Source organism: Methylobacterium sp. SD274, from assembly GCF_017355285.1.
Classification (GTDB): Bacteria; Pseudomonadota; Alphaproteobacteria; order Rhizobiales; family Beijerinckiaceae; genus Methylobacterium.
Genome location: NZ_JADIJP010000006.1, coordinates 65900 through 91316, shown reverse-complemented (window position 1 = coordinate 91316; position 25417 = coordinate 65900). Strand labels below are relative to the sequence as shown.

Here is a 25417-nt window from a genome sequence, read left to right as displayed (position 1 = left end):
AAGTCTGTAGAGGCGTCTCGCCGCAGCGCGGCACTATCCCGCCTGAATTCATTATTTCTTGCCGCGGAAAGCCTGGTTTTGCTCGACAAAACCAGGAGAGCTGAATTTTATTGAGAGATGAATCAAAGAAAAACTCATCTTCGGCTGGCGACCGCGACCCCAATCGTGGCCACGGCCATGCCGGCCATCTGGATCGGGGCCAGTGTCTCGCCGAACAGGAGATAGGCCATCGCCGCCGAGACCGGGGGGACCAGAAAGAGCAGGGAGGCGACGCCGGCCACCTCGCCGCGCCGGATCAGGGCCAGAAGAAGCAGGATGCCCGCCACCGAATTCACGAGGATCGACCAGGCCAGTCCGCCCCAGAGCGGCAGGGACGCGTCGAAACGGCCGGTGCCGAACAGAAGCGCCGCCGGCACGGCGAGGAGCGTCGCCCCGACGAACTGGATCGCCGCATTCGGCAGCAATTCGGCCTGTCCCGCACGACTCTTCTGCCACAGGGTGCCGATCGTCATTGCCACCATGGCACCGAGGCAGGCGAGAAGCGGAAGTGCCGGGATACCGGACGCGTCTGCAGCACCGATTTTCGGGGCGAGGACGAGAAGTGCGCCGGCAAAGCCCGTGGCGATCCCGATCCAGCGACGCGGGCTGACGATTTCACCGAGGAATGGACGCGCCATCGCGGCCGTCAGCAGGGGCTGGAGACTGCCGACCAGGGCAGCGATGCCCGATGGCAGGCCGCGCTCCACCGACCAGAATACGCCGATGACGTAGATGCCCTGCATCAGCACGCCGGCAACCAGGGCATCGCGCCATCCTGCCCGGCTGCGCGGCCATCTCGCGCCGAGGCCGATGGTGATGGCGGTCAGGACGATGGCGACGCCGACGAGTCGGATGGCGACGAAGGTGAAGGCCTCCGCATGGGGCGCCACGAAACGCGCGGCGACGAAGCCCGATGCCCAGATCAGGACGAAGACCGACGAGACCACCGAAGCGGGCACGGTACGGGTTGAGGAAGCCGGTGCATCGACTGACATGACGGTGGCGCAGGCAACACACCGAACCGCCGAACACAAGTCGCATTGGTGGCGGGCGGCATTGCATCGATCGGACCATCGCCCTGGACGTTGCGCCATCGCCCGGCCTCGCGTTTAGACAGACGGGTCGATGAGTCCCCCCAGTCACGAGAAGCGCCCCACCCGCCGTGAGCCGTCTCCGCAACAGTGCCAACATCGCCAGCCTCGCCGCCCAGCGCTTCGTTGCCCATGACGGCTGGGCGATCGCGAGCCATATCGCTCTCTCGATCCTGACGTCGCTGTTTCCCTTCCTGATCCTGCTCGCCGCCTTGGCCGGTCTGCTTGGGACCAAGTCGCTGGCCGACGAGGCGGGCGACCTGATTTTCGAGGCTTGGCCGCGCGAGGTGGCGAAACCCATCGCGAGTGAGGTTCACCGTGTGCTCACCGAGCAACGTGGCGGCGTGCTCACCATCGGCGCGCTGCTCGCCCTCTACTTCTCGTCCTCCGGAGTGGAGAGCCTCAGGGTGGGGCTCAACCGAGCCTACGGCCTGCGCGAGATCCGGCCCTGGTGGCTCACCCGACTCGAATCCATCGGTTACGTCGTCTGCGGCGCCTTCGCCATGCTCGCCTTCGCGCTGCTCGTCGTCCTGGGACCGCTGATCTGGCGTCGTATCATCAACGTGGCGCCTGGGCTCGAACCACTGAGCCTCACCGTGGCTATCGGGCGGATCGCGATCACGGCCTTCCTGCTCGCCACGGTTCTGGTCATCGCCCATAAATTCGTGGCTGCGGGCCGTCGCGCCATCCTGTCGGTCTTGCCCGGCGTTGCCGTGACGCTGGTCCTCTGGTTTCTCGCCGGACTCGGGTTCGGCTTCTACCTCGATCGGTTCTCGGCCGCCTACGCCTCGACCTATGGCGGATTGGCCACCGCGATGGTGTTCCTGGTCTTCCTCTACTGGCTAGCCGCGATGTTCCTCTTCGGCGGTGAAATCAATGGCACCGTCATTGCAGCACGGCGGCAGCGGCTGCAGGCCCGGATGTTGGCCAAGCAGGCCGAGGCGCGCCGGCAATGAAGCGGAGTGTCGCGACCTGCATGCTGACATCCACCTGTGACCTTCGCGGCCTATGCCGAACGGTCTCGCGCGGGCATGAGGGCGGCAGGGCTGGCGCGACGGTCGGTCGGAGGTTCAACGGTAATGCGCATCAGGTTCGGCTGCGAGATGGGCTACGATTTCGCCTATCCTACTCCGATGATCGCTCGATTGACGGCGCATCCGAGCCGGTTCGCTGGAGCGATGGAGCCGGACAGCCTGGCCATCGGCCCGGAGACGCCGCACGAAGTGTTCATCGACGATTTCGGTAACCGCTGCTGCCGCCTCGTGGCACCGGCGGGGGCGGTGACCCTTTCGGTGGAGGGATGGCTCGATGATGATGGCGATCTCGATCCGGTCGTGCCGCAAGCGATCCAGCATCCCATCGAGGACTTGCCCCTGGAGGCCCTGCCCTTCCTGGTGGCGAGCCGCTACTGCGAATCCGATCTGCTCTCGAACGAAGCGTGGCGCCTGTTCGGCGACGTCACGCCCGGCTGGGCACGCGCTCAAGCCGTCTGTGATTGGGTCCACGGCCATATCAGCTTCGGCTACGGCTATTCGAATGTGGACCGCACCGCTGCAGATGCCCTCGCCGTAGGGCGCGGAGTGTGTCGCGACTACGCTCACCTGTTCGTGGCGTTCTGCCGTGGCCTGAACATGCCGACGCGTTATTGCACCGGTTATCTCAGTTTCATCGGCGAACCCGAGCCGCATGCGCCCGGGGATTTCGCCGCCTGGACCGAAGTCTATCTCGGCGGTGCCTGGCATGTCTTCGACCCGCGCAACAACGCCCCGCGCCGTGGTCGTATCCTGGTTGCCCGCGGACGAGATGCGGCGGACGTCCCGCTGACCCATACGTTCGGAACGAACGTCCTGACGAAGTTCAAAGTGTGGGCCGAGGAGGACATGGGCGACGCCCATCCCCGCAGATAGGAGGGTGTCGATGAACCTTCCTCCCGTCCGCGGAAGAAGGGCATACACGCAGTTGGCTCGATGAGGGTCGCGCAACCGCCTGAGAGATTACCCCCGTCTCCGCCTGATCGGCAGTGACCCTCCCCCGACGCGGGGGGGGAGGGTTTTCTCCGTCAGGCTGCCAGGGCGAGTGTGGGCTCGGAGGCGTCGGCACCGGCCATGAACTGCGCCCGGGCGAGGTCGGCGAAGCGGCCGTTCTCCGCGACGAGTTCCTCGAAGGTTCCCGATTCGACGATCCGGCCCTCGTGGAAGACGAGGATGCGGTCGGCGTTGCGGATCGTCGCCAGACGGTGGGCGATGACGAAGGTGGTCCGGCCCTCCATCACGGCTTCGAGCGCACCCTGCAGCTTCCGCTCGGTGGTCGCGTCCAAGGCGGACGTGGCCTCGTCGAGGATCAGCACGGGCGGATTCTTGAGCAGCGCCCTGGCGATGGACAGACGCTGGCGCTCGCCGCCTGAGAGCGAGCGGCCGCGCTCGCCGATGATCGTGTCGAGACCGTCGAACTGGCGATCCATAAACTCCGTCGCCTGGGCACGGTCGAGGGCGTCGAGCATCTCCGCATCGGTGGCGTCGGGACGGCCGACCTGGAGATTCTCACGGATCGAGCGGGCGAACAGCATCGGCTCCTGGAACACCACGCCGATGTTGTGACGCAGGGAGGCGAGGCCGATATCACGGATGTCGGTACCGTCGATGCGGATAGCGCCAGTATCGGGGTCGAATGCACGGTGCAGCAGGCCCAGTGTGGTCGACTTGCCTGAGCCTGTGGTGCCGACGAGGGCGATGGTCTGCCCGGCCTGCGCCGTGAAGGAGACGCTCTCCACGGCCTTGCGGCGCGGGGTGTAGGAGAAGCCGACCTGATCGAAGGAGACTTCGCCCTCGAACCGGGCCACCTGCATGGCACCGGGACGATCGTGGACGGCCGGGGTCGTGTCCAGAATCTCGAAATACTCGGCGATCTTGGGCATCTGTTGGAACAGACCGTTGATGCAGGTGGCGACCTGATCGAGGCGGGCGACGAGCATGGTGGCAAGGCTCATGAAGGCCACCACTTCGCCGATCGAGGCCATGCCGTGCTGATGCAGGGCGATACCCGTGATGAAGATGGCCGTCATGGTCAGGGTGGCGGCAGCGCGGGTCGCGACATTGGCGAGCGCCCACCACGACAGGACCGGGATCTGGGCCGCGAGCAGGTTGCGAATGATGCCGTGCATGGCCTCCTTCTCCGCCTTGGCGCGGGTGAAGGACTGGATCACGGCGACGTTGCCGAGGGCGTCGGAGGCATGGGCGGCAAGGCCCGACTGGTAGGCCTCGACCCGGCCCTGCAACATCTCGGTGCGGCGCATGACGAAGGTGGTGAGCACGGTGAACATCGTCACCAGCACGACCAGGATCGAGCCGAGCTGCCAGTTCACGAACAGGGTCATCGGCAGGAGCACGGCGAGGGACACGACGGCGACGAAATGATCGCGGAAGAAGCCGAGCCAGAGCCAGAACATGCCGTTCGATCCTTCCAGCATCGCCTTCAGGACGCGGCCGGAATGGTTCGAGGAATGAAAGGCCAGTGGCAGTTCGAGCACATGCTCGAAGTAATTCGCCATGGACGCGAGCCGATTGCGATGCGCCAGCCGGTCCGCATGCAGTGCGATGGTGACGCCGGCCGCGATGGTGAACAGGCCGAAGGCGACCCATGCGCCGATGAGAGGCGCCAGTGTCGAGAAGGCGTTACCGTCGCTCTTCAGATGCGTCAGCTGATCGATGATGCGCCCCATGAGCAGCGGCTCGGCGAAAGCCGCGACCGCGAGGGCCACATTGGCGACAGCGAGGAGGACTGCCAGGCGCCGATCGGCGCCCAGTAGGCCCATGACGCGCGCATAGAGACGAACCAACGGCATGACGACGTGTGCTCCGATGCCAATCACGGCGCGGTCCCTTTTGCCGGAACCTTCGCCCTCAACCCTTCACCTTCGGCCCGGCCCCCATTCATCGGAGGTCACAAGCCATTCGGCGTGCTCGGCTTATCGCAATGCCACCCTGAACGGCGAATGACAGGAATGCGCCGGGAGGACCGTTATCCTTTACGGTTCGTTTAGCGCGTCTGCCTAAGGCTGAAGACGTCGCTTTCCGCTCGGATCCTGTTCCGTGCTGCTGGGCAAGCCGACCAGGGTTCACCATGGATCTCGCAACCGGTATCGGGCTTCTCGGCGGCTTCGGTGTCGTCTTCACCCTGATCATGATCGATGGCGGGAACTTCGCCGCCTTTTTTGACAAGCACGCGGTCATCGTCATCTTCGGCGGTTCCACCGCGGCGACGATGATCCGCTTCCCGTTCGCGACCATGATGCACGGCCTGCCGATGGGCATGCGCTACGCCTTCACCATGCGGGCGATCAGACCGCGCGAACTCATCGAGGAAATCACCAAGATCGCCGACGTCGTGCGCAAATCCGGCCCGATGGCGCTGGAGAACATGGAGATCTCCGATCCCTTCCTGGCTCAGGGCGCCCGCTACATCGCCGACGGCTACGACCGCGAGTTCATCCGCGACACGATGGAGCGCGACCGCGACAACTTCCTCATGCATCTCGATGAGGGCTCGAAGATCTACCGCGCCTTCGGGGATTGTGCCCCCGCCTGGGGCATGATCGGCACCATTCTCGGCATGGTGACGATGTTCGCCAACATGTCGGACCCCTCGAAGCTGGGCCCTGCCATGGCGACCGCGCTGCTCGCCACCCTCTATGGCGCGCTGATCTCCAACATGATCGCGCTTCCGCTCGCCGACAAGCTACACGTGAAGCTGGAGGAGGAGGACGTCTCCCGCTCCCTCATCATCGATGGCATCCTGCTTATCCGCGACTCGAAGAGTTCGTCCCTCGTGCGCGAGATGCTGGTCGCCTACCTGCCGCACAACCACCGCGACGACCTCGCGGCGGAAGCGGCCTGACGGGAAGAGGGTAACCGGCCGTGGCCAGGAAGAAGCGCGGAGGCCATGGCGGTCACGGTTGGTTCGTGACTTTCGCCGATCTCATGGCGCTGCTCATGAGCTTCTTCGTGATGATCGCGGCCTATTCCACTCAAGATCAGAAGAAGATGCAGGCTGTGGCCGGCTCCATGCGCGATGCCTTCGGTGTCAACAGGGAATCGCGTTTCTCCGGAATCATCGAAGTGAACGGCCTTCCGACGCCGGGGCATATCAAGAACCGCAGCGAAATCGCGCCCGAACAGGCCACCGATCGGCCAAAGCCGCCGGATATCGAATCGACTGCCCCGGAAGGGATCCAGGATAGCGGCTATCCGGAAGCGTTCGGCCTTGCCGCCGCCAGTCTGCGCCAGGCGATGCAGGACATGCCCGAGATCTCGGAGCTTTCGAAGAATATCATCGTCAATCCGACGCAGAAGGGCGTCGATCTCTCGCTGGTGGATCAGGACGGCAGCACGATGTTTCCGCACGGGTCGAGCCGGCCGAACGATCGGACGAGGCGCCTTCTGGAGAAACTCGCCCCCGTCATTCGGAAGCTGCCCAACCGCATCACCGTCACAGGCTATACCGCCACGGACAGGCCCGGTACACGCCCCCCTGCCCCGCCCTGGGAGCTCTCGGCAGGTCGCGCCATCAGCGTGCGCGAAATCCTCGCCAGCGCCGGCGTGCCCGACGATCGCTTCGCTTCGGTCTCCGGCAAGGCGGATACCGAGCCGCTGTTCCCGGACAATCCGTATCTGTCATCGAACCGGCGCGTGACGGTGACGCTCATGGGCGAGCAGGCACCGACGCCGCGTTCGATGAAGCTGCCCTGAGGGCGCGACTCACTCGGCGACCAGCAGCGCCCAATAGACCTTGTACTTTGAATTCGGAGCATAGGCCGTAGCGATGCCCATGCGTGTCGCCCGAGGGGCCAGCATGACGGCGTTATGGGCCGGGCTATCGCGCCATCCCGAGAAGGCCTCCGCCAGGGTGTGATAGCCGGCCGAGAGATTCGCCTGCGCGCCCGCATAGCCGAGGCGCTGAACCGCGACCTTCACCGTCTGGGCCTGGCTCGGCTTGTCGGCGGCCGCCATCGCGGCTGCCTCGGCTTCGGCCAGACGCTGCAGGTCCGGGTCGATCCGTAAGGGTGCACCGCCGCTCCGCGCACGATACGCCGAGATCATATCGCGCGCGGTCGCCGTATCGACCGATGCGCCGGAGGTGGTCATTGGCCAGTACAGGCTCGGGAGCGCGCCGGTGGTCGGTGCTTCCCTGGCGCAGCCGGACAGCGAGAAGCTGCCCACAAGCGCGAGGCCGAACACCCGGAATCCCATCGTCATCGTTTCCGCCTCGCGTTCGTCGTCGATCGTGTCGGTCTACGACACCTCCGCAGGGCTCCTACGCCGGATCGGTTCACGGGGCGTTGCCGAGCGCATCGGCTCGGCTTCCTCGTTCGCGGAAGGGCTGACCTGCCGGTCATCGACCTCTTCCGCCTGAGCCGGCCGATCCTGGCTCCGGTTCTGTGCGAACACGCCGGCGATCTGCCCGAGTGCGGTCTGGACCGGCTCCAGGCCCTGGACGGTGACGACGCTCGATCCGGGGCCGAGAGCCGGGATGAACCCTGCGCCGGACAAGGCTTGAAACACGGAAAAGTTCAGGTCGCTCGTGACCTTCAGGCCCATGCTGACATCGACGATCATCGCGATCAGTTCGAATTCGAGGAAAGGATCGCCGATCTTGCGGAACACCACCCGTGGTGCCGGCTCCTTCAGCACATCCGGATGAGCGGCGGCGCAGGCCACCAGCATTTCGGCGGCACGGACCGGATCCTGGTTGCGCAGGACGTTGACCGTGATGGTGACGCGGCCGGTGCGATCGCCGCGAACCCGGTTCTTCACGATACCCGAGATGAGGTTCGAATTCGGCACGATCACCGCCGAACGGTCGAAGGTCTGGATCTCGGTGGAGCGCACCGAGATGCGCTTCACGATGCCCTCGCTGTCGCCGATGAGCACCTGATCGCCGACGCGGATCGGTCGCTCCCACAGCAGCAGCAGGCCCGAGACGAAGTTGTTGACGATGGATTGGAGGCCGAAACCGATACCGACGGAGAGCGCACCGGCGACGATAGTCAGCTTCTCGAGGCTGAGTCCGAGATAGGAGAAGGCGAGCGCGAGGGCGATCAGGAACCCGCAATAACCGGTGATGGTGGAGATGGAGTTGCGCAGGCCCGCATCGAGATCGGTGGCCGGGAGGTAGGTCTGTTCCAGCCAGCGCTGGACTGCGCGCGTGATGACCACGCCGATGACGAGAAGTCCCACCGCATACGCGATGGTGGAGAGCGAGATCGTCACGTCTCCGACCTTGAAGCCGAAGAAGGCGCTGCGCACGGAGGTGAAGACGTCGGTGGAATCGAGGCCCCAGGGCGCGAGCGCCAGCAAGGCGGCCACCAGGATCAGAACGACTCGGGCGAGACCGGTCGACAGAACGGCGATCTGGTTGATCGAGCGCTTGCGTAGCCCGGTATTGGCCTGAAGCGCTGTGGCGAAGCGGGTCTCGTCCTTCAGCGTACCGCCGATGAACGTGTCGGCACTCGTGATGAGCAGGTAAAGCAGCGCGATCAGGCACGCCGTCCAGACCAGCTGGTCGATGAGGAAGGCGGCGAAGGCGACATAGCCGACGAGGGGCGCGATGCCGATGACGATGACGGCAGCCCATCCGAGCAGGCGCGCCGGACCGCCGATCGTCGTGGTGGATTCCGGCGCGACGTAGGGACCGAAGCAGGCCTCCTCTTTATCCGCCGTGTCGGCGAAGCGGTGCAACCCGATGGCGAGGATCAGGATGGTGGCGAGAGCGCCGATGCCGCGCGTGGCGATGGAGATCGATAGTGCGGCGTAGATGCCGGAATTGAGCGCCTCAATGGATTTGACCACCGTGATTACCGTGGCGATGCCGACGGCGAGCCGCGTCAACCGCGACGCGGTCGAATCGCTGAGCGGAGCAGGACGCCAGGACGGTTTTTCCGGCGACAGCAGTGCGTCGCAAAGGGCCTCTACGAAGGCGATGAAAGCGAGACCGCCGAGGATGGCGCCGGCCACCGGCATGAGCCGCTGCGGCAGCAGGTCCGTGGAATCCAGGGCGTAATAGACGGCGTAGCTTCCCACCACCGCCGGTACGGTGCCGAGGAGGAAGACGCGCCAGGCCGCCATCAGCTTCATGCGCTGCGTCGGGTCGACGACGCTCTGGCTGCGCCGCCCGAGACGCGGGGCGATGTTTCGGCGTCCGAAATACAGCGCCACGGAGATGCCCAGGGCGACCCCGAGCAGAAGAAGATTCCAGATCGATCCGTTGCGGCCGAACAGGCCAGCGATATCACTGACGGCGGCCTGCAGAGCCCGGATGTCGCGCGGGACATCGTCGGCGATACGCATCCAGAGGTCGGGATTCACCAGTGCCGACGAGCGTTCGAACAGGCCGCGGGTGAAGGCTGCCCTGCGCTTGTTCGTGATCTGGTCGATGATCTGGTCGCTCTGCACAAGAAGCGATTTCGCCAGCCGCTGCGTCTCGTCGATCTCGGCGACCGCATGCTCGCGCTCGCCCCGCTCCTTGGCGACGTCCTCGCCCTCCTCGCCTTCCTTCGGCTTCGGGCCGAGCTGCGTCAGGCGCTCGCGGGCCGCTTCGAGACGCGGCGTGGTGGCATCGATGATCTGACGGATCCGGTCGGCGATGGCGTCGAGGCCTTCGCGTGCCTTGAGCAGGTTCGCGGAATCGACGTTGCGGCCGGCGAGCAGCTTCTCACGCTCATCGAGATTGGCCTTCGCCTCGTCGAGCCGGTCGCGGACATTCTGGATCGCCTCAGAGACTGCCTGTTTCGGCACGGGCGGCTTCGCGGCCGGCGCGGGGGCCGCCGCAGCGGGTGGGACGGTAGCGGGCGCCGGCTTTGCCGGCTCCGTCTGCGCGGGGGCGACGGGCGCCGCCTGCGCCAGAACCGGAATGGGAGTCAGGAAGGAAGCACCCATCCACGCGGCAAGGAGAGCTGCATGTCGCATTCTGCCCTTCATGAATCCCAGTTCCATGTCGTTCCTTTCGTCGGCTTGGGCCGACCGCCCCTCTGGCGTCGGCACGCAGACCCCGGTGCGCGGGCCAATCGCTTCCAGGCCCATCTCCGGCAAGAGCCGTGGCCATGACGGGAGCATCAGCGCAGGCACAACACGCGCCGTAGGTGGCAGCGGGTCAAAAATCAGATTGTCGGATGGCCGATCAATGGGGCGAAAGGGTGCCGCAGACACATCATTCGCCGAGGCAGCCCGAAAGATTGTGGGCCGCGACGTCGCGGATCGACCGGGCAACCTTCACAAGCGTGTCATGCTGATATTAGACTAACGCGCAATGGACAGAGCCTTTTCGTATCGACGCGAGGAGGTGGCGTTGGCCGTCCATGTCGATGTGCCTCGCCACAAACCGGGCGTTCCCGCCCGATGCGACCGCTTTTGGCTAAGCCCAGGCCGGTCCGCCCTCCCCGATCATCTGTTCTCTTCGCATCCTGTGCCGGTCCGGCGACCGAGATTTGTTCGCCGGATGCCGAAGTCGAAGACCGAACTGCCGGGACCACCGATCTTTCATCATCCGGGGACGATGCCGCGCCGTAACGTGCTGCGTCGTCCCTTCGTCGATCCGTCAAGAGAGTAGCGCCATGCTGGATCTCCAAACGCTCGTCCTCAATGCGGATTACCGGCCGCTTTCGTATAATCCGCTGTCCTTATGGTCCTGGAAGGACGCTTTCACCGCCCTCTTCCTCGACAGGGTCACATTGGTGGCCAGCTACGATGTCGAGGCCCGGTCACCGAGCCGCGCCTTGAGGGTCCCCAGCGTCGTTGCCCTCAAGAACTACGTGACCCTGGCGCGCAGTCCGGCATTCACCCGCTACAACATCTACCTGCGCGACACCTTCTCCTGTCAGTATTGCGGACTTCGGATGCCCTCGGGCGGGCTGACCTTCGACCACGTCATTCCGCGCTCACGCGGCGGATTGTCGAGCTGGGAGAACGTCGTCGCCGCCTGCTCACCCTGCAATCTGCGCAAGGCGAACCGTACTCCGGCGGAAGCGGAGATGCCGCTCCTGCATGAACCCCACCGGCCGACGCGGCACGAGCTCCATCGCCGCCAACCGGAATTCGACCACCGCGAGTACCATCACACCTGGCTGGATTACCTGTACTGGGACAGCGAACTCGAAAGCTGACGTTGGTCAGTCCTGCGAGAAGCGCGGCGGCGGTTCGTTATAGACCGGTGCGTTGGGGTTGTGCGGGGGAACAAGACCCAGGACGACTGGCGGGCCGTAAATGGTTCTCACCAAGCGCGGCGCCGGCAAATAGCGAGGATCACGATAGGAAATCTGCGGCGGCAACATCGCGCCGTGCCGCTGAACATACGGACCTTGGTACACAGCATCGACGGCAATGTGGCGGCCTCCTGCCTCGGCTCCTGAAATGGATACGAGGCTGAGTATCGCGGCACCGACGGAGAGGTTGGTTCGGTTCATCGTGCGGAGTCCGTTTCAAAATGCTGGCGGACTTTGCAGCAGATGATGCGATGAAGCCCTTAACGCACCAGATTTTGTATGAGTCTCAGAACTTCACGGCCGCGCCGCCGCGGACGGTGTTCAGATTAACTTTGTGGCCATCAAAGTCGTTAAAGAGGACATATTGATATTCCCCGCGCAGAATAATGTTCTGCGTCAACGCGTATTCCAAGCCTGCGCCCAGTGCGATGCCGCCAACGACCTTTGTTTTACTGCTTCCGTAGGTGACGGGCGCTGCCAGAGTTGATCGACCGGGGTTTTGGGCATTGAAGCTGCTATAACCACTGTGGCTGACGACGGCGGCTTGCCTAGGATCGCTGAGGCCGAGATTGGCACGATACGTGGTTTGGTCGTATTCTGCGGCCTGAATCTTTACTTGATCTGCGATTTGTGCGCGGCCGATGGCCAGTCCGCCCGTTACGAACGGGAGAAAGGCGCCCATTGTATAACCGGCACGGGCCCGGATCGTGCCGAAATCTTCAATTCGCGTCGAGGACGTGCCTTCGAGGCCGACGGAGCGAAAAAAGCCATCTGTTCCAACCATGAAACGAGAAATGTAATTGTTGCTCGCGCCGGTTCTGCCGAAGCTTGTATAATCCACCTCAATGCCGATGACGGTCTCGTCGAACTGGTAATTCCATCCCGCAAAAGCTCCATAGCTGGCGCCTTCCGTCCGGGTTGAATGCGTCTGGAGCAATCCAGAGGCATGCATCTCGTTCTCGAAGTAAGTCTGGCTGAGCGCGCTTGCGACAATGGGTTGAAACGCATTGTTGAAGCCCAGCGCGGCCGAGCTGTATCCCGCATGCCCGCCGAAATATCCGCCGTTCCAATCGATCTCGGTTGAGGCAGGCTCGTAATCGGAACCACGCAGCACGCCATAGTCCAGATCGGCGGCCCGGGCGGTCGGCAGCCATCCGAGTGTGATGCCGGTCAGGAGAGCAAGGGTGACGGTACGCATCGAGGTCGTCCTCAGGGCTGCAGCCCGACTGTTCTTTCCGAACATAGTATCATTATTGATTGCGTAACCTTAATACTCCGTTGCGTTCGCGCCACATGAGTTACGGCGAGGCCTATGGTCATGGTCGCAGGACGAAAAAGCCCGCGCGGCACGGGCCGGGCGGGCTTTGAGCATATGAAGGCGGGCGAAGGTCCTGCCGTGTATCGGGCTATGCCTTATTCGTAGGGATTGCCGCCGCCGTAACCGCCGGTCCCAAAAGCAGCAGCGCCGCTGGCGAAGCTGTAGCGCAGGCCGACGCGAACCTCGTTGGCCGAGATGTCCTTGAGGCGGGTCCCGAAGCCGAAATCGTCGAGGCCGGTCTTGGCGCGGCCGAGATTGACGTAACGGTAGTTCGCATCGATCGCGAAGCCCGCACCGATCTCGTAGGACACGCCGCCTGTCAGTGCCCAGGCCAATGACGTGACCGAACCGTTGCGACGCGCGGCAGCGGGGCGTGGCCCGACCACCGGGCTTCCGTCACAGAGCACGGGAACGGTACAGGTGGTTTGGGTATAGGCGTTGCGGAAGTCTTTCTGCGCGATACCGATGCCTCCGCCGATATAGGGGGTGAGCCCCCACCAGGTGCCGAGATCCGCATAGACGTTCACGAGGGCCGTCAGCACGTCGAGCTTGCCGGCCTCGACGTTGTATCCGTTCGCGAAGTTCGAGCCGGACGAGTAGGTCGTGAAACGGCTGGGAAGGCGCTGGTCGATGGTGGCGTCCATGCGCAGCCAGTTGTTGAAGCGGTAGCCGATGCCGCCACCATAGCCTGGCTGATGACTGAGGCGCAGTCGTACGAGCGGCGGCGTGCCCGGTTCGACCAGCGTCGCATCCTTGGGATGATCGTAATAGCTCTCGGTGAAATCGGCACGGAGGTACCATCCGCTGCCGATCTGGACCGGGGCGGGTGCCGGCGGAGGCGGTGGCGGCGGAAGAAGGTCCGCTGCAACGGCTGGCACGGCGCCGATTGCCAGTCCGGCGAGGATCGCAGCGAGGGCTGCGGAGCGGTATGGACGAGGCGGAATCATCAGGATCCTCACGGACGCATCGGCCGGAAAGCGCATGTTACGGATGCATGCCGGCGAGGGGGGTGACTGACCAAGATGATGAATTTAAAAGGTTATGATCGCCTTAACCCTAACGGGTCCTGAGCTGGAAAAGACAACGCGCTCCGGCGTTAACCCAGCTGTCGTGCTCGCACAAAAGAGGACGGCGCGGATACCGATCCGCGCCGTCTTTGTAGTGTCCTTGGAAAAAATCAGTATTTACGGACGATCGGTTCTGGCAGCGGCTGATATTCGACCGCTGGTGCAACGGCGCCCCCAAGAATCCAGCGCATGCCGACCTTCACGTCATGCGAGGCAATGTCCTTGAGGTGATAATCCGTCTTGCAGAAGGGCGGTGCGTCGCAGGTGATCGTGCCGGTTTGCGCCGAACCCATGTTGAGATAGCGATAGGCGAGTTCGAGCTTGAGGTTCGGCGTAATGGAATAGCCGAGACCGGCATGGGCTGCCCAAGCGAAACTGAGCTTCTGCTTTTCCGGGCCCGAGCCAAAACCGCCCTGATAGAGGCCTTGGCCGTTGTCGGTCACGCCGCCGAACATGTGGTGTGCAAAGCCGACACCTGCGCCGACGAAGGGAGTGACGCCGTAATATGTGCCGAGATCGACGTAGCCGTTGGCCATGCCGACGACCGAGGAGAACTTGCCGGACGTGCGATTGATCCCGCCGCTCGGCTTCTCGGCCGCGTAGAAGATCCATTTCGCTTCCGACCGGTACTCGCCGGTGAAATCGAAGCGGAGCCAGGAATTGGCTTGGTATCCGATACCCGCGCCCACGAAGGCCTGGTTGCCCAGATAATCCTTCAACACGTTGTAGTTGTATTGGATCGGGGGGGTCGTCACGTCCTTGGCGACGGTGTGACCTTCTCCGAGAATTCCAGCACCGGCGTCGCCGCGAAGGTACCATGCGCCGCCGATTTCGATCGGCGGGGGGAGCGGCTCGGGAGGCAGGCTCGGAAGCAGGTCGGCGGCCTGCGCGAGGCATGGCGCTCCCACGCTCGCAAGGAGCGTGATCGAGCGCGCCAAGGCAGAAAGCTTGGAGCGGCGCATAATGGATCCTTCAACTCGATCGTTCGGCGGAGGTGTGGGAGCACCAGCCTGGATGACGAGCCCATCATCTGCCGGATGAGTTAAATCGCGCTTAACGTTAAACGTTAGCCTTTCTGAGTTCTTAGAGGGCCGCAAATTTACTGTCGCTCGTAGAAGCTGTCGAGATATCGCGGCACTTGCATTCGCGTGCCGCCTCGGTGGTTTTCGCGAGTAACGAGGCGGAGAGATCATGCGGCCTGAAGATGTACGCGCACTCGCCCTGATGCTGCCGGGGGTGGAGGAAGGCGCCCATATGGGCCAACCCGATTTCCGCATCGGCGGGCGGATCTTCGCAACCCTCTGGGTCGACGAAGAACGCGTTGTGCTGAAGTTCCCGGCCGAGCATCAGGCTTTTGTGGTCGAGGCCGAGCCGGACCTGTTCGATCCTGTCCCCGGCGCTTGGGGACGGCGTGGCTGGACCAGCCTGTCCCTGGATGGGGCCGATGAGGAGACGCTCAGAAGCGCTCTCCTCACGGCATGGCGCTGCCTCGCGCCGGGGGCGTTGCGCGATTAGGCCGCGGCTTTCGCCACGGCATCGACGATGTCGTCCACGACTTCCGTGACGAGGCTTCGATCGTCGCCCTCAGCCATGACGCGAATGACCGGCTCGGTGCCCGACGGACGTATGACGACGCGGCCGGTCTCGCCGAGACGCTCGCGGCCATGGGCGATGGCTGTCACGACCGCGTCCTGCTGCAGCGGCGTACCAGAGCGGTAGCGCACGTTTTTGAGGATCTGCGGCAGCGGGTCGAAGCAATGGCAGACCTCGCTCACCGGCCGCTCCTGACGCTTGACCACGCTGAGAAGCTGAAGTGCCGCCACCAGACCGTCTCCGGTAGTGGCGTAATCCGACATGATGATGTGACCCGACTGCTCGCCGCCGAGATTGTAGCCATGCTCCCGCATGTGCTCGAGGACGTAGCGATCGCCGACCGCCGTGCGGGCGAGACCAAGGCCGATCCCCCCGAGGAACCGCTCGAGACCGAGATTGGACATGATCGTCGCGACGATGCCGGGCTGTGTCAGACGGTCGTCGTCCTTCCAGGACCGTGCCACGACAGCCATCAGTTGGTCTCCATCCACCGACTGGCCCTTCTCATCGACGATGAGAACACGGTCTGCGTCGCCGTCGAGGGCGATGCCGATATCCGCCCGCAATTCCCGAACCTTGGCGGCAAGAGCGGCGGGAGCCGTGGATCCCACATCGTGGTTGATGTTGAAGCCATCGGGATCGACGCCGATGGCGATCACTTCCGCTCCGAGTTCCCAAAGGGTCTCCGGCGCAACGCGGTAGGCCGCGCCATTGGCGCAATCGACCACGACCCGTAGGCCGTCGAGGGTGACGTTGCGCGGCAGCGTACGCTTGGCAAATTCGATGTAGCGAGCATGCACGCTTTCGATCCGCTTGGCGCGGCCGAGGTCGCGTGAGCCGGCGAGCTTCTTGTGCAACTCCCCGTCGATCAAGGCTTCGATGGCGCGCTCGACATCGTCGTTCAGCTTGAATCCATCGGGACCGAAGAGCTTGATGCCGTTATCCTCGAACGGATTGTGCGACGCCGAGATCATAACCCCTAGATCGGCGCGCATCGAGGGGGTGAGCATGGCCACGGCCGGCGTCGGCATGGGGCCGAGCAGCATCACGTCCATGCCCACCGAAGTGAACCCGGCAACGAGAGCTGTCTCGATCATGTAGCCCGACAGGCGGGTGTCCTTGCCGATCACGACCCTGTGGCGGTGATCGCCCCGCTGGAAGACCAATCCTGCCGCTTGCCCCACCTTGAGGGCCAGTTCAGGGGTGATCACCCCGTTGGCACGGCCTCTGATGCCGTCTGTGCCGAAATACTTACGCACGTTCTTCAATCCCGATCGTCACAGCCCATCATAGCGGGCCTTACCTCGCTGAATGGTATCGAAGCATGGCAAACGAATGGTGGCCGGACTGGAGCCTAGCTCATGCCTCCTCGCGCGTCAGAAGGCCTGTGAAACAGCAATGATCAGCGAAACGAGGACAGCACCCTCGATCTGCTTGCCAATGCTGAAATAGTAAAGCTCCACCCACTGCCAGGTCGCTATGTTCGCCTGCCAGAACCGGTCCGAAACCGCGTCGAAGAGCGGGCCGCACGTCTCGAACGAATAAGCCAGTGGATCGAAAGCCGGGTCGAGATTGAGAAGCTTGTCCCTCACCTGCTCGCTGCTCGTCACGCCGGCAAGCGCCTCGCCGTACGGTCGATCTATCCGCGGTGCCGCCCGATTCGGCCTTTGGCAATTAAAAGAAAAGCGGCGAGGTCTCCCTCGCCGCTTTGATATTTCTGAAGAACGAACACCCTGACGTCACGCCTGGGGCTGAGGCTCCAGCCCGCCCTCGTTGTCCCGCGGCCGGCCGCGACCGGCGGACGGGACGGACGAACCACGGATCGGAGTCGGTCCATCACCCGCATCACGGATGGGCGGCTTGCCGGCGATCAGGTTCTTAATCTCGTCACCCGAAAGGGTTTCGTATTCGAGAAGCCCCTGGGCCAGTGCCTCGAGATCGTCCTTATGCTCGCCGAGGATGCGGCGGGCCTCCTCAAGGCCGGTCTCTACAAGGCGGCGAACCTCGGCGTCGATCTTCTGGGCAGTGGCCTCGGAAACCGTCTGCTGACGGCCCATGGACATGCCGAGGAAGACCTCGTCGTTGTTCTCGCCATAGGCCACGGTGCCGAGCTCAGGCGAGAAGCCCCAGCGCGTCACCATCATGCGAGCGAGACGTGTCGCCTGCTCGATGTCTGACTGTGCTCCAGAAGTAACCTTGTCGGCGCCGAACGTCATCTCTTCGGCGATGCGACCGCCCATCATGATGGCGAGACGCGAGGTCATCTGCTCGAAGCTCATAGACAGCTTGTCGCGCTCTGGAAGCTGCATGACCATGCCCAGGGCCCGGCCGCGCGGAATGATCGTCGCCTTATGGACGGGATCAGTGGCAGGCACGTTGAAGGCGACAATGGCGTGGCCACCTTCGTGATAGGCCGTGAGCCTCTTCTCGTCCTCAGTCATCACCAAGGTGCGCCGCTCCGCACCCATCATCACCTTGTCCTTGGCGTCCTCGAACTCGTGCATCGTGACGATGCGCTTGCCACGACGTGCGGCGAGCAGGGCCGATTCGTTGACGAGGTTCATCAGGTCGGCGCCGGAGAAGCCAGGGGTCCCACGCGCGATGACCTTGAGATCGACATCCGGTGCCAAAGGCACCTTGCGAACGTGAACGCGAAGGATGCGCTCGCGGCCGACGACGTCGGGGTTCGGCACCATAATCTGGCGGTCGAAGCGGCCCGGACGCAGCAAGGCGGGGTCGAGCACGTCGGGACGGTTCGTGGCCGCAATGATGATCACGCCCTCGTTGGCCTCGAACCCGTCCATCTCCACGAGGAGCTGGTTCAATGTCTGCTCGCGCTCATCGTTGCCGCCGCCGAGACCCGCGCCGCGGTGGCGACCGACAGCGTCGATCTCATCGATGAAAATGATGCAGGGCGCATTCTTCTTGGCCTGCTCGAACATGTCACGGACGCGGCTGGCACCGACGCCGACGAACATCTCGACGAAGTCCGAACCCGAGATCGTGAAGAACGGCACATTGGCTTCGCCCGCCACCGCACGGGCAATGAGGGTCTTACCCGTGCCGGGAGGGCCGACGAGGAGCACCCCGCGTGGAATGCGACCGCCGAGACGCTGGAACTTCTGCGGATCACGCAGGAACTCGACGATCTCCTGCAGGTCTTCCTTGGCTTCCTCCACGCCGGCGACGTCGTCGAAGCTCACGCGGCCAGAGGCCTCGGTGAGAAGCTTGGCCTTCGACTTTCCGAAGCCCATGGCGCGCCCGGCACCCGACTGCATCTGGCGGCTCAGGAAAATCCAGGCACCGATGAAGACCAGGATGGGCAGCCAGCTCACGAGAAGCTGGATGAACCAGGGCGTGTTGTCCGAGGGGGGACGTGCGGTGATCTGCACACCCTTGCTCTGCAACTTCGACACCAGGTTCGGGTCGTTGGGTGCATAGGAGGTGAAGTTGCCACCGCCGACATAGGTACCACTCACATCCTGCCCGGAGATCACCACCGTCTGGATCTTGCCGGAATCGGCATCGTTCAGAAGCTGGCTATAGGCGATCTCACTGCCGCCGCCGCGATGTCCCGGATTCTGGAACAGAGTGACGAGGGCAAGCACGAGCAGGAAGATGACGACCCACAAGGCAAAATTGCGGAAGTTCGGGTTCATCGATCAATCCCTGGGGGCGTCCGGTCCCGCGCTTGGTGGGCGGATCACGCGGATGCATGTCGGCAATGTAGGCAGTGCCGCCTCCCTTGCCAAGTAAATCGGGCCTGCCTGCGGCAAGCCGGTCGGCGGAAAGGTGAGCGCGTCCCTAAGATGGGGACCGTCGCGCCGGTGCCGGAGAGAAGGAGAGGACGCCCTCGGCCCCAAGTTCGACGAGGATGCCCCGAAGCGTGCGTCGCATGGCGGTGCCTGCGGTGAGGGCCGGCCGAAGCTCTTCGAAGACGAGCCGCTCCATGCGTTCCAGGCGCCCTACCCCTCCCCCTCCGGCCTCGTTCAATGCGAGGTCGACGACGCGGATAAGGATCGCATCCGGCAGAGCGGCCAGTAGGCGGCCATCCAGGACAACGGCATCGGCGGTAAGGCGGAGCCTGATAAAGGTGGACTGCGCTGCATCGCGTAACGCGTCCTCGTCGCGAGACATGCGGGCCGCCAGACGGCAGAGCCGTTCGGCGTTGAGACCTTCCGCTGCGAGGTCGGGCATCAGTCGGCGTAAACGTGCACGTGCGAAGCGCTCATCCACATTCGAAGGATCGCTCGCGTATGCCAGCCCATGAGCCGAGCAGTAGGCGATGAGATCCGCCTTTGGAATATGGAGGAAGGGTCTTGCTAGGCGCAGGCCCGGTGCAAGCTCCCGGTCGCGCCGCATACCCGCGAGACCAGCCGGACCGCTTCCGGCGAGGAGCCGCATCAGCACGGTCTCTGCCTGATCGTCAGCTGTATGGCCCGTCAGTATTGTGTCCGCGCCGATCCCCGTCGCGCATTCCGCCAGGAGGGCGTAGCGCGCCTGGCGTGCGGCGGCTTGAATACCCCGGCTCGGCTTGTTGCCGTCCCAGCTCAGGATGTGGTGTCTCAAACCAAGCGCCCGCGCAGTGATCCCGACGTTCCGGGCCTCGACGCCTCCCTCCGCACGAAGACGATGATCCACCGTCGCGACTTGGATCGGATGCGCCGCCCCGGACCGGGCGGCCGCATGCATCAATGCAGTAGAGTCCGGTCCGCCGGAAACTGCGATGAGCAGGTTGCGAGTTTCGAGATAGGGCTTCAGCGCCGCGACAAGCGTCGCGTCGATCCCGTCACCCGCTGGGGTGCCATTCAAGCGGCGCAGCGGGCGCGTTTCTGTTCGCGAACCACGCTCTGGCGGACACCCTGCGCTGCGGACGGGAACTTCCGCTCCAGTTCGGCGAGAGTGGCGCAGGCTTGTTCCCGTGCGCCGAGTGCATTCAGAGATATTCCAAGCTTCAGCATCGCATCCGGCGCCTGGGGCGAGCGCGCGTAATCCGTGGAGACCTTCAGAAACTGCTCGGCCGCCTCGCGGTTGCGGTTGCGCTGGAGGTAGCTCTCACCGAGCCAGTACGTCGCCGACGGCACCTGCGCGTCGCGCGGATGCGATTGAATGAACTGGCGTAGGCTCATCTCCGCCTGTTCGTAATGGCGTCCGGTGATGTAGCCGTAAGCCGTCTCGTAATCCGCCCGTGCATCGCCTGTCGTGGTGGCGGCCACGCTGGTCATCGGGCGCGACGGGCTCGCGAGAGCGCCCGTCGTAGGAACGCGCGACGGGGGCGTGAGGTCGACGGGGCCACCTAGGCCGGGAGGCGACAGGCCAGGCTCTTCGTCATCGGCATCGACCACGGTGGGCGGCACACTCGGTCCCCGAGACGGTGGTGCGGTCGCGATGGCAGCCGACGGCATAGTTGTGCCGAGCGGCATCGGCCCGCCGGGACGACCGGGATTCTGCTCCGGGTTGAAGGCATCGCTGCGCTTCTGTGGCTTGGCTTGACCGGGATTGGTACCTGACGGGGATGCGGCGGGCTTTCCAGCGCCACCCTTGCCTTCTTGCAGGCGATATTCGACGTCCTCTTGGAACTTGCGAAGCTGTTCCTTGAGCTGGCGATTCTCATATTGCAGCGTCTCGATCTGACCAGCCATCTGACGTGACTGGTTCTCGATGCGATTCAGACGGACGACAAATTCCGACGCATCCTGGGCCGTCGCCGAACCGCCGACGGTCAAGGGAGACAGGAACATGAGAAACGTGGACGCGATGAGCAGGCGGCGGAGCATGGGAATCGGCACCTGTGGTCGGATCGGACGAGGATGCATCGGCAGCGCCCCGCCGATAGCAGATGTGCCTGGGCGCAGCAAAAGTGGGCTGCGTCCGTAATGGCTAACCTTACGTTCTCAGGAGCCGGCGCCCCGGTCGAGGACGGTCACGGCGCGGCGGTTCTGTGACCAGCAGGAGATGTCGTTGCACACGGCGACCGGGCGCTCTTTTCCATAGGAAACCGTCCGCATCCGTCCGGCGGCGAGGCCGCGCGAGGACAAGTAGTCCTTGACGGATTGGGCGCGGCGCTCGCCGAGCGAGAAGTTGTACTCGCGGGTGCCGCGTTCGTCGGCATGGCCTTCGACCAGGAAGGTGTAGCGGGGATAGCGCTGCAGCCACTGGGCCTGTTTGTCGAGGGTGGCGGTGGCGGTCGGCGTCAGATCGGTCGAATCCGATTCGAAGAAGACGCGGTCGCCGATATTGACGACGAAGTCCTGCGCGCTGCCCGGCGTATTGGCGCCTCCTGCGAAGCCCGAAGCGTCGGCAAGATCCTTGTCGTTTGTGCAGGCAGCGACACTGAGCGCGGCGCAAAGGGCCGCCGCGAGCGGAAACACGCGAAAGCGCGCGGTCATCGACATGGTCGTGGTCTCCTCGGGCGGGGTGTCCGGTTCCGGAGCGTCCCAGCGGGGTCGTTTGGTGGTAGGACCTATGTAGGTCGAGCGGGTTAAGCGAAGGTTCCGTCAACCTTGACGGGGTGTTTCAAAGGCTGAAATCCAGTCGCGGCGTGTGACGCTGAGCACCTCAATTCAACGAAACGACTTCGTGACCGGCGCGATACCCTGTGTCGCACCTGAAATGCGGCAGCTGCGCGACGAAAAAACTCCGTGCTCCTCTCCTCCGACGGGTGTGTCTTCGGCGCAACGGATCATTGCGGTGAGGTGTTCGGAAGACGCGAAAGTGCTGTCACCCGTATGCGCCCAAGACGGCGAGCGCGTCGAGCGCGCGCTTGGCGGCGACCCGGCCTTCCTGCAGCGGGACGTCGATATCACCGCCATTGAGGCAAGCTTGAGCGATCGCCGAACAGCACCGCGAGAGGTCGACGAAGCCGAGAGCCCCACTCGATGCCAGCAGTGCATGGGCGTCCTGCCCGATGGCGTTCCGATCGTCGTTCCCGGCTCGAAACCGGATTCGGATCTCGACGATGAGCAGGGACAGAAGCTGCATCAAGTGGTCGCGTCCAAGCAGGTCTTCGAGTTCGGCGAGCGTAGCTTCATTGCAGACCGCCCACCTCCCCTTCTCCGCCGTTGGCTCCAACGCTGCCTCGCGCATCGTCACACGGTCTCCAAACGACCCTCCGTCCACGTTGCGAGCGACACCCGAGTCGACGCGACCGTTGATGGAAGCTTAACCATTAATGCAGCCATTTGTTGGTGTAGGATAGGGTCGATGGCCGGAATGAGTGGCACACCGAAAGTTCTGATCGTCGAGGATAACTTCCTTCTGCTGGATATGTTGACGATCCAGTGCGAGCGCGCTGGTCTCGCAGTCGTCGCCGCGTCAAGCGGAGAAGACGCCTTGACGCTTCTCAGGATTCATGGCGTCGATATCGACTGGTTGCTGACCGATATCAATCTCGCGGGGATGATAGACGGATGGACGGTGGCTCTTGCCTTCCGCGAGGTTCGCCCCGACCGCCCGGTGATCTATGCATCGACGAATGCTTATTTTGACCGCAGGCCCCTTCGGGGAAGCCTTTCGGTCCGCAAGCCGTTCCAGATCCGCGAAATCGTTGCGCTTGCACGAATGATGGCAGCTGAGCGAGGCTTGCCGCCAAGATCCGTTTCTCACCACGTATCAGCGTGAAGCGGTCACAAGTGTTCTGCCGGAGGGGCTAGCCGGAACGTCCCCCGTCCTTCCGCCTTGGCCGCATACAGCGCCATGTCGGCCTCGGCGAAGATGTCTTCCGATTTGTGGCGTGCCATCATGGCGATGCCGATCGACACTCCGATCGTGAAGGTCCCCTGCCCCCAAGCGATGGGCGGCGCCATGGCAGCGATGATACGCTCCGCCAAGACGGCGAGGTCGGGAGGATTGATGGTGGCGTCCACCACGATGCCGAACTCGTCCCCCCCGATACGAGCCACGAACTCGGTGTGACGGCACGTCTCCATAAGACGTCGCCCGACCTCCGTAAGACAAGCATCACCGGCCATATGGCCATATGTGTCGTTGACTTGTTTGAAGCCGTCGAGGTCGAGGAGCAACAAAGCTCCCATTCTGCCCATAGCTGTGAGCCGAGTGTAGAAAACGGTGCGGTTCGGCAGGCCCGTCAGCGTGTCGAACTCTGCGAGATAACGGGTCCGGTCTGCGAGGATCTTCTCCTCGGTGATGTCCTGCTTCATGCCGAAGATACGGACCGGGATTCCGCTGTCGCATTCCACCGTTGCGGTCAGGCGGATCCAGCGGCGGTTGCCTGCGACGGTCATAATTTCGGCGTCGAGGGTAAAGCCGCCGCGTTCGGAGATGGCCTGGCTGCGGAGCGCGTCGAGGCGGATGCGCGACGCCGGGCTGTAGCATGCCAGGGTCGTCTCGCGGTCCACCGGCGAGCTCACCGGCAGATCGAACATCCTGTAGACGGCATCGGTCCAGGTCAGTGCCTCGTCTTCGAGGCGGCATTCCCAGACTCCGATTTTGGCTACGGCGGAGGCGCGTTCGAAGATTTTCCGGCTATGGGCGAGGGACACTGCCTGTGCGTCGATGAAACGAGCTTGTTCCTCGACACGCGCCTGCAGGCTGGCGATCAGCGCTGCATCGCCATTTTGCTCGATCGTGAACTCTCCGAGACCGGCGGGATCCCCGTCGAGACGGATCAGTACGGTTGAGCAGGGCGATAGGGCGGTGCGGACCTCATGCATCGGTATTCTCGGGCCGCGAAGTGTATGAGATTGTACGCAGACAGTACCGGACGAGCGATTAACCGTTCCTCTTCCGACCGCAAGGCGCGGAGATGCCGCGCCCGACCGGATACCAAGCTCCCGCGATCGATGCGTGCGCCAAGCTATTGCAGATGCTTGGCGTAGGTGTCGCCAGCGGCACGTTTCAGCTCGGCGCCGGCGTCCTGTCCGATTCCGGCCGCATCGGATACCGCGCCAGAGCGGTGGACCGCCCAATGAGCACTGCCGTCGGGCAGGAACAACAGGCCGTTCAGGGTCAGCACCCCGCCGTCGATCCGTGCCAGGGCCGCGATGGGTGTGCGGCACGACCCGTCAAGCTCCGCAAGAAGACCTCGCTCGGCATCGAGTTCAGCCATGGCCGTCGGGGACCGGAGGGGGGCAAGCAGGGCTCGAACATCGGAATCCGCCTCCCGGCATTCGATGCCGAGGGCGCCCTGCGCCACGGCGGGGAGCATCTCGTCCACGGACAGGACGCTCCGTGCCATGTCGGCCATGCCGAGGCGTTCGAGACCGCAAAGGGCCAGAAGCGTCGCCTCGCATGTGCCCTCTTGGAGCTTGCGCATTCTTGTGTTGGCGTTGCCGCGCATGGGGACGATGCGCAGGTCCGGCCTGCGCATGAGAACCTGGGCGGCCCGGCGCAGGGAGGAAGTACCCACGCGCGCTCCTGGTGCGAGGCCGGCAAAGCCCTCGGCTTGCGCCGAGAGGAATGCATCGCGTGGATCGTCCCGTTCCAGGATGCAAGCGATGACCAGCCCCTCGGGTAGCCAGGTTTCGACATCCTTCATGGAATGCACGGCCACATCGACCACGTCGGCGAAGAGGGCCTGTTCAAGCTCCTTCGTGAAAAGTCCCTTGCCGCCGATTTCGGACAGGGGGCGGTCGAGGATGCGGTCGGCGACCGTGTTCACCACCACCAGCTCCGTTTCCAGCCCCGGATTTGCGGCCACGATCTTGTCGCGGACCATTCCCGTCTGCGCGAGAGCCATGGGGCTGCCGCGGGTGCCAATGCGGAGGGGGCGCTGAATCATGGGCGATGGACGCCTGTGCAAGGACGCTTCGGATAAGACCGCCTCTGTCGAGGACGGTATCCTTCAGTAAGCAGTCGGCGATCCGCTGTCACGGTGGCGGAGGCTTTGCGCGACCCGCGCCAGGGAGTGAAGGAAATCTATTAACCCACCCCGATCATCGAATCCTGATGATAGGAAGCCGATCGTATTTCGACCTCCAACGAAATGAGAGATGGCTTCGAGCAAGCTCGAACATTCGCGCGATACGCATTTTCCTTAGGATGATGCGGGACTGCTGCCGGACAGCAGCTTGCTCCTCCTGCCCGTTCCCCTTGGGGC

At 63.8% G+C, this 25417-nt stretch carries 24 protein-coding genes; 7 read left to right on the top strand and 17 right to left on the bottom strand.

Annotated elements, in window-relative coordinates; translation table 11 throughout:
• Positions 1-134 precede the first annotated feature (134 nt).
• The gene (locus tag IPV08_RS07680; protein WP_207411406.1) at positions 135-1034 is read right to left on the bottom strand and encodes a DMT family transporter; all 900 of its coding nucleotides are present in this window, start codon (positions 1032-1034) and stop codon (positions 135-137) included.
• 167 nt (positions 1035-1201) lie between these two features.
• Here IPV08_RS07680 and IPV08_RS07675 point away from each other — a divergent pair, with 167 nt between their 5' ends.
• Positions 1202-2086, top strand: a complete 885-nt coding sequence (locus IPV08_RS07675; protein WP_056433509.1) for a YihY/virulence factor BrkB family protein — start codon at positions 1202-1204, stop codon at positions 2084-2086.
• 123 nt (positions 2087-2209) lie between these two features.
• Positions 2210-3037, top strand: a complete 828-nt coding sequence (locus IPV08_RS07670) for a transglutaminase family protein (RefSeq protein WP_056433514.1) — start codon at positions 2210-2212, stop codon at positions 3035-3037.
• Between the two features lie 152 nt (positions 3038-3189).
• Here the strand turns inward: IPV08_RS07670 and IPV08_RS07665 are convergent, their stop codons facing one another.
• Positions 3190-4971 carry a glucan ABC transporter ATP-binding protein/ permease gene (locus IPV08_RS07665; RefSeq protein WP_207411405.1) on the bottom strand — a complete coding sequence of 594 codons (1782 nt, stop codon included), beginning with the start codon at positions 4969-4971 and terminating at the stop codon, positions 3190-3192.
• Between the two features lie 278 nt (positions 4972-5249).
• Between IPV08_RS07665 and IPV08_RS07660 the strand changes: the two genes are divergently transcribed.
• Complete coding sequence (locus IPV08_RS07660) at positions 5250-6023, top strand: MotA/TolQ/ExbB proton channel family protein (protein ID WP_018043049.1); 774 nt, start codon at positions 5250-5252, stop codon at positions 6021-6023.
• Between the two features lie 20 nt (positions 6024-6043).
• Complete coding sequence (locus IPV08_RS07655; RefSeq protein WP_207411404.1) at positions 6044-6874, top strand: flagellar motor protein MotB; 831 nt, start codon at positions 6044-6046, stop codon at positions 6872-6874.
• 9 nt (positions 6875-6883) lie between these two features.
• Here the strand turns inward: IPV08_RS07655 and IPV08_RS07650 are convergent, their stop codons facing one another.
• The gene (locus IPV08_RS07650; protein WP_207411403.1) at positions 6884-7381 is read right to left on the bottom strand and encodes a CAP domain-containing protein; all 498 of its coding nucleotides are present in this window, start codon (positions 7379-7381) and stop codon (positions 6884-6886) included.
• A gap of 36 nt (positions 7382-7417) precedes the next feature.
• Entirely contained in the window at positions 7418-10090 is a 2673-nt protein-coding gene (locus IPV08_RS07645) for a DUF3772 domain-containing protein (RefSeq protein ID WP_246747851.1), read from the bottom strand.
• Positions 10091-10734: 644 nt separating this feature from the next.
• Here IPV08_RS07645 and IPV08_RS07640 point away from each other — a divergent pair.
• The gene (locus tag IPV08_RS07640; protein ID WP_018043045.1) at positions 10735-11283 is read left to right on the top strand and encodes an HNH endonuclease; all 549 of its coding nucleotides are present in this window, start codon (positions 10735-10737) and stop codon (positions 11281-11283) included.
• A 6-nt stretch (positions 11284-11289) separates the two neighbouring features.
• Here the strand turns inward: IPV08_RS07640 and IPV08_RS07635 are convergent, their stop codons facing one another.
• From IPV08_RS07635 to IPV08_RS07620, 4 genes are all read right to left on the bottom strand, one after another.
• The gene (locus IPV08_RS07635; protein WP_207411402.1) at positions 11290-11583 is read right to left on the bottom strand and encodes a hypothetical protein; all 294 of its coding nucleotides are present in this window, start codon (positions 11581-11583) and stop codon (positions 11290-11292) included.
• An 85-nt stretch (positions 11584-11668) separates the two neighbouring features.
• Complete coding sequence (locus tag IPV08_RS07630) at positions 11669-12580, bottom strand: outer membrane beta-barrel protein (RefSeq protein ID WP_207411401.1); 912 nt, start codon at positions 12578-12580, stop codon at positions 11669-11671.
• 215 nt (positions 12581-12795) lie between these two features.
• Positions 12796-13647 carry an outer membrane beta-barrel protein gene (locus IPV08_RS07625; protein ID WP_246747850.1) on the bottom strand — a complete coding sequence of 284 codons (852 nt, stop codon included), beginning with the start codon at positions 13645-13647 and terminating at the stop codon, positions 12796-12798.
• 230 nt (positions 13648-13877) lie between these two features.
• A complete protein-coding gene (locus tag IPV08_RS07620) occupies positions 13878-14729 on the bottom strand; it encodes an outer membrane beta-barrel protein (protein ID WP_207411487.1) in 852 nt (283 codons plus the stop codon).
• Between the two features lie 229 nt (positions 14730-14958).
• Between IPV08_RS07620 and IPV08_RS07615 the strand changes: the two genes are divergently transcribed.
• Positions 14959-15282: an MmcQ/YjbR family DNA-binding protein gene (locus IPV08_RS07615; protein WP_207411399.1), complete on the top strand. Its 324-nt coding sequence runs from the start codon at positions 14959-14961 to the stop codon at positions 15280-15282.
• Here the strand turns inward: IPV08_RS07615 and glmM are convergent.
• The 7 genes from glmM to IPV08_RS07580 all read right to left on the bottom strand — a co-directional run bounded on the left by glmM (position 15279) and on the right by IPV08_RS07580 (position 22446).
• Positions 15279-16619 carry a phosphoglucosamine mutase gene (gene glmM, locus IPV08_RS07610; protein WP_056433774.1) on the bottom strand — a complete coding sequence of 447 codons (1341 nt, stop codon included), beginning with the start codon at positions 16617-16619 and terminating at the stop codon, positions 15279-15281. The genes IPV08_RS07615 and glmM overlap by 4 nt on opposite strands.
• Before the next feature lie 117 nt (positions 16620-16736).
• Positions 16737-16970: a hypothetical protein gene (locus IPV08_RS07605; protein WP_207411398.1), complete on the bottom strand. Its 234-nt coding sequence runs from the start codon at positions 16968-16970 to the stop codon at positions 16737-16739.
• A gap of 129 nt (positions 16971-17099) precedes the next feature.
• Entirely contained in the window at positions 17100-19019 is a 1920-nt protein-coding gene (gene ftsH / locus IPV08_RS07600; RefSeq protein ID WP_027174054.1) for an ATP-dependent zinc metalloprotease FtsH, read from the bottom strand.
• Positions 19020-19164: 145 nt separating this feature from the next.
• Entirely contained in the window at positions 19165-20172 is a 1008-nt protein-coding gene (gene tilS, locus IPV08_RS07595) for a tRNA lysidine(34) synthetase TilS (protein ID WP_246747849.1), read from the bottom strand.
• Positions 20169-21137 carry a tol-pal system protein YbgF gene (ybgF, locus tag IPV08_RS07590; RefSeq protein WP_207411397.1) on the bottom strand — a complete coding sequence of 323 codons (969 nt, stop codon included), beginning with the start codon at positions 21135-21137 and terminating at the stop codon, positions 20169-20171. Before ybgF ends, tilS begins: the two co-directional genes overlap by 4 nt.
• A 117-nt stretch (positions 21138-21254) precedes the next feature.
• Positions 21255-21755 carry a peptidoglycan-associated lipoprotein Pal gene (gene pal, locus IPV08_RS07585; protein WP_018043035.1) on the bottom strand — a complete coding sequence of 167 codons (501 nt, stop codon included), beginning with the start codon at positions 21753-21755 and terminating at the stop codon, positions 21255-21257.
• Between the two features lie 325 nt (positions 21756-22080).
• Positions 22081-22446: an Hpt domain-containing protein gene (locus IPV08_RS07580; RefSeq protein ID WP_210348272.1), complete on the bottom strand. Its 366-nt coding sequence runs from the start codon at positions 22444-22446 to the stop codon at positions 22081-22083.
• A 126-nt stretch (positions 22447-22572) separates the two neighbouring features.
• On the opposite strand from IPV08_RS07580, the gene IPV08_RS07575 reads away from it, so the two are divergent.
• Complete coding sequence (locus tag IPV08_RS07575; RefSeq protein ID WP_207411485.1) at positions 22573-22980, top strand: response regulator; 408 nt, start codon at positions 22573-22575, stop codon at positions 22978-22980.
• Between the two features lie 5 nt (positions 22981-22985).
• On the opposite strand, the gene IPV08_RS07570 is transcribed toward IPV08_RS07575, so the two are convergent.
• Both IPV08_RS07570 and hemC read right to left on the bottom strand, forming a co-directional pair.
• The gene (locus tag IPV08_RS07570; protein ID WP_207411395.1) at positions 22986-24032 is read right to left on the bottom strand and encodes a diguanylate cyclase; all 1047 of its coding nucleotides are present in this window, start codon (positions 24030-24032) and stop codon (positions 22986-22988) included.
• A gap of 143 nt (positions 24033-24175) precedes the next feature.
• Positions 24176-25099 carry a hydroxymethylbilane synthase gene (gene hemC, locus IPV08_RS07565; RefSeq protein ID WP_207411394.1) on the bottom strand — a complete coding sequence of 308 codons (924 nt, stop codon included), beginning with the start codon at positions 25097-25099 and terminating at the stop codon, positions 24176-24178.
• Positions 25100-25417 lie beyond the last annotated feature (318 nt).

Bases quoted from the DNA above. Each gene is read 5' to 3' on its own strand.
- IPV08_RS07575 (WP_207411485.1), top strand. From the start codon at position 22,573: ATGAGTGGCACACCGAAAGTTCTGATCGTCGAGGATAACTTCCTTCTG.
- IPV08_RS07625 (WP_246747850.1), bottom strand. From the start codon at position 13,647: ATGATTCCGCCTCGTCCATACCGCTCCGCAGCCCTCGCTGCGATCCTC.
- IPV08_RS07620 (WP_207411487.1), bottom strand. From the start codon at position 14,729: ATGCGCCGCTCCAAGCTTTCTGCCTTGGCGCGCTCGATCACGCTCCTT.
- IPV08_RS07660 (WP_018043049.1), top strand. From the start codon at position 5,250: ATGGATCTCGCAACCGGTATCGGGCTTCTCGGCGGCTTCGGTGTCGTC.
- ybgF (WP_207411397.1), bottom strand. From the start codon at position 21,137: ATGCTCCGCCGCCTGCTCATCGCGTCCACGTTTCTCATGTTCCTGTCT.
- IPV08_RS07665 (WP_207411405.1), bottom strand. From the start codon at position 4,971: ATGCCGTTGGTTCGTCTCTATGCGCGCGTCATGGGCCTACTGGGCGCC.
- IPV08_RS07640 (WP_018043045.1), top strand. From the start codon at position 10,735: ATGCTGGATCTCCAAACGCTCGTCCTCAATGCGGATTACCGGCCGCTT.
- IPV08_RS07680 (WP_207411406.1), bottom strand. From the start codon at position 1,034: ATGTCAGTCGATGCACCGGCTTCCTCAACCCGTACCGTGCCCGCTTCG.
- pal (WP_018043035.1), bottom strand. From the start codon at position 21,755: ATGTCGATGACCGCGCGCTTTCGCGTGTTTCCGCTCGCGGCGGCCCTT.
- IPV08_RS07570 (WP_207411395.1), bottom strand. From the start codon at position 24,032: ATGCATGAGGTCCGCACCGCCCTATCGCCCTGCTCAACCGTACTGATC.
- ftsH (WP_027174054.1), bottom strand. From the start codon at position 19,019: ATGAACCCGAACTTCCGCAATTTTGCCTTGTGGGTCGTCATCTTCCTG.
- IPV08_RS07635 (WP_207411402.1), bottom strand. From the start codon at position 11,583: ATGAACCGAACCAACCTCTCCGTCGGTGCCGCGATACTCAGCCTCGTA.
- IPV08_RS07630 (WP_207411401.1), bottom strand. From the start codon at position 12,580: ATGCGTACCGTCACCCTTGCTCTCCTGACCGGCATCACACTCGGATGG.
- IPV08_RS07650 (WP_207411403.1), bottom strand. From the start codon at position 7,381: ATGACGATGGGATTCCGGGTGTTCGGCCTCGCGCTTGTGGGCAGCTTC.
- hemC (WP_207411394.1), bottom strand. From the start codon at position 25,099: ATGATTCAGCGCCCCCTCCGCATTGGCACCCGCGGCAGCCCCATGGCT.
- IPV08_RS07580 (WP_210348272.1), bottom strand. From the start codon at position 22,446: ATGCGCGAGGCAGCGTTGGAGCCAACGGCGGAGAAGGGGAGGTGGGCG.
- IPV08_RS07615 (WP_207411399.1), top strand. From the start codon at position 14,959: ATGCGGCCTGAAGATGTACGCGCACTCGCCCTGATGCTGCCGGGGGTG.
- IPV08_RS07670 (WP_056433514.1), top strand. From the start codon at position 2,210: ATGCGCATCAGGTTCGGCTGCGAGATGGGCTACGATTTCGCCTATCCT.
- IPV08_RS07645 (WP_246747851.1), bottom strand. From the start codon at position 10,090: ATGCGACATGCAGCTCTCCTTGCCGCGTGGATGGGTGCTTCCTTCCTG.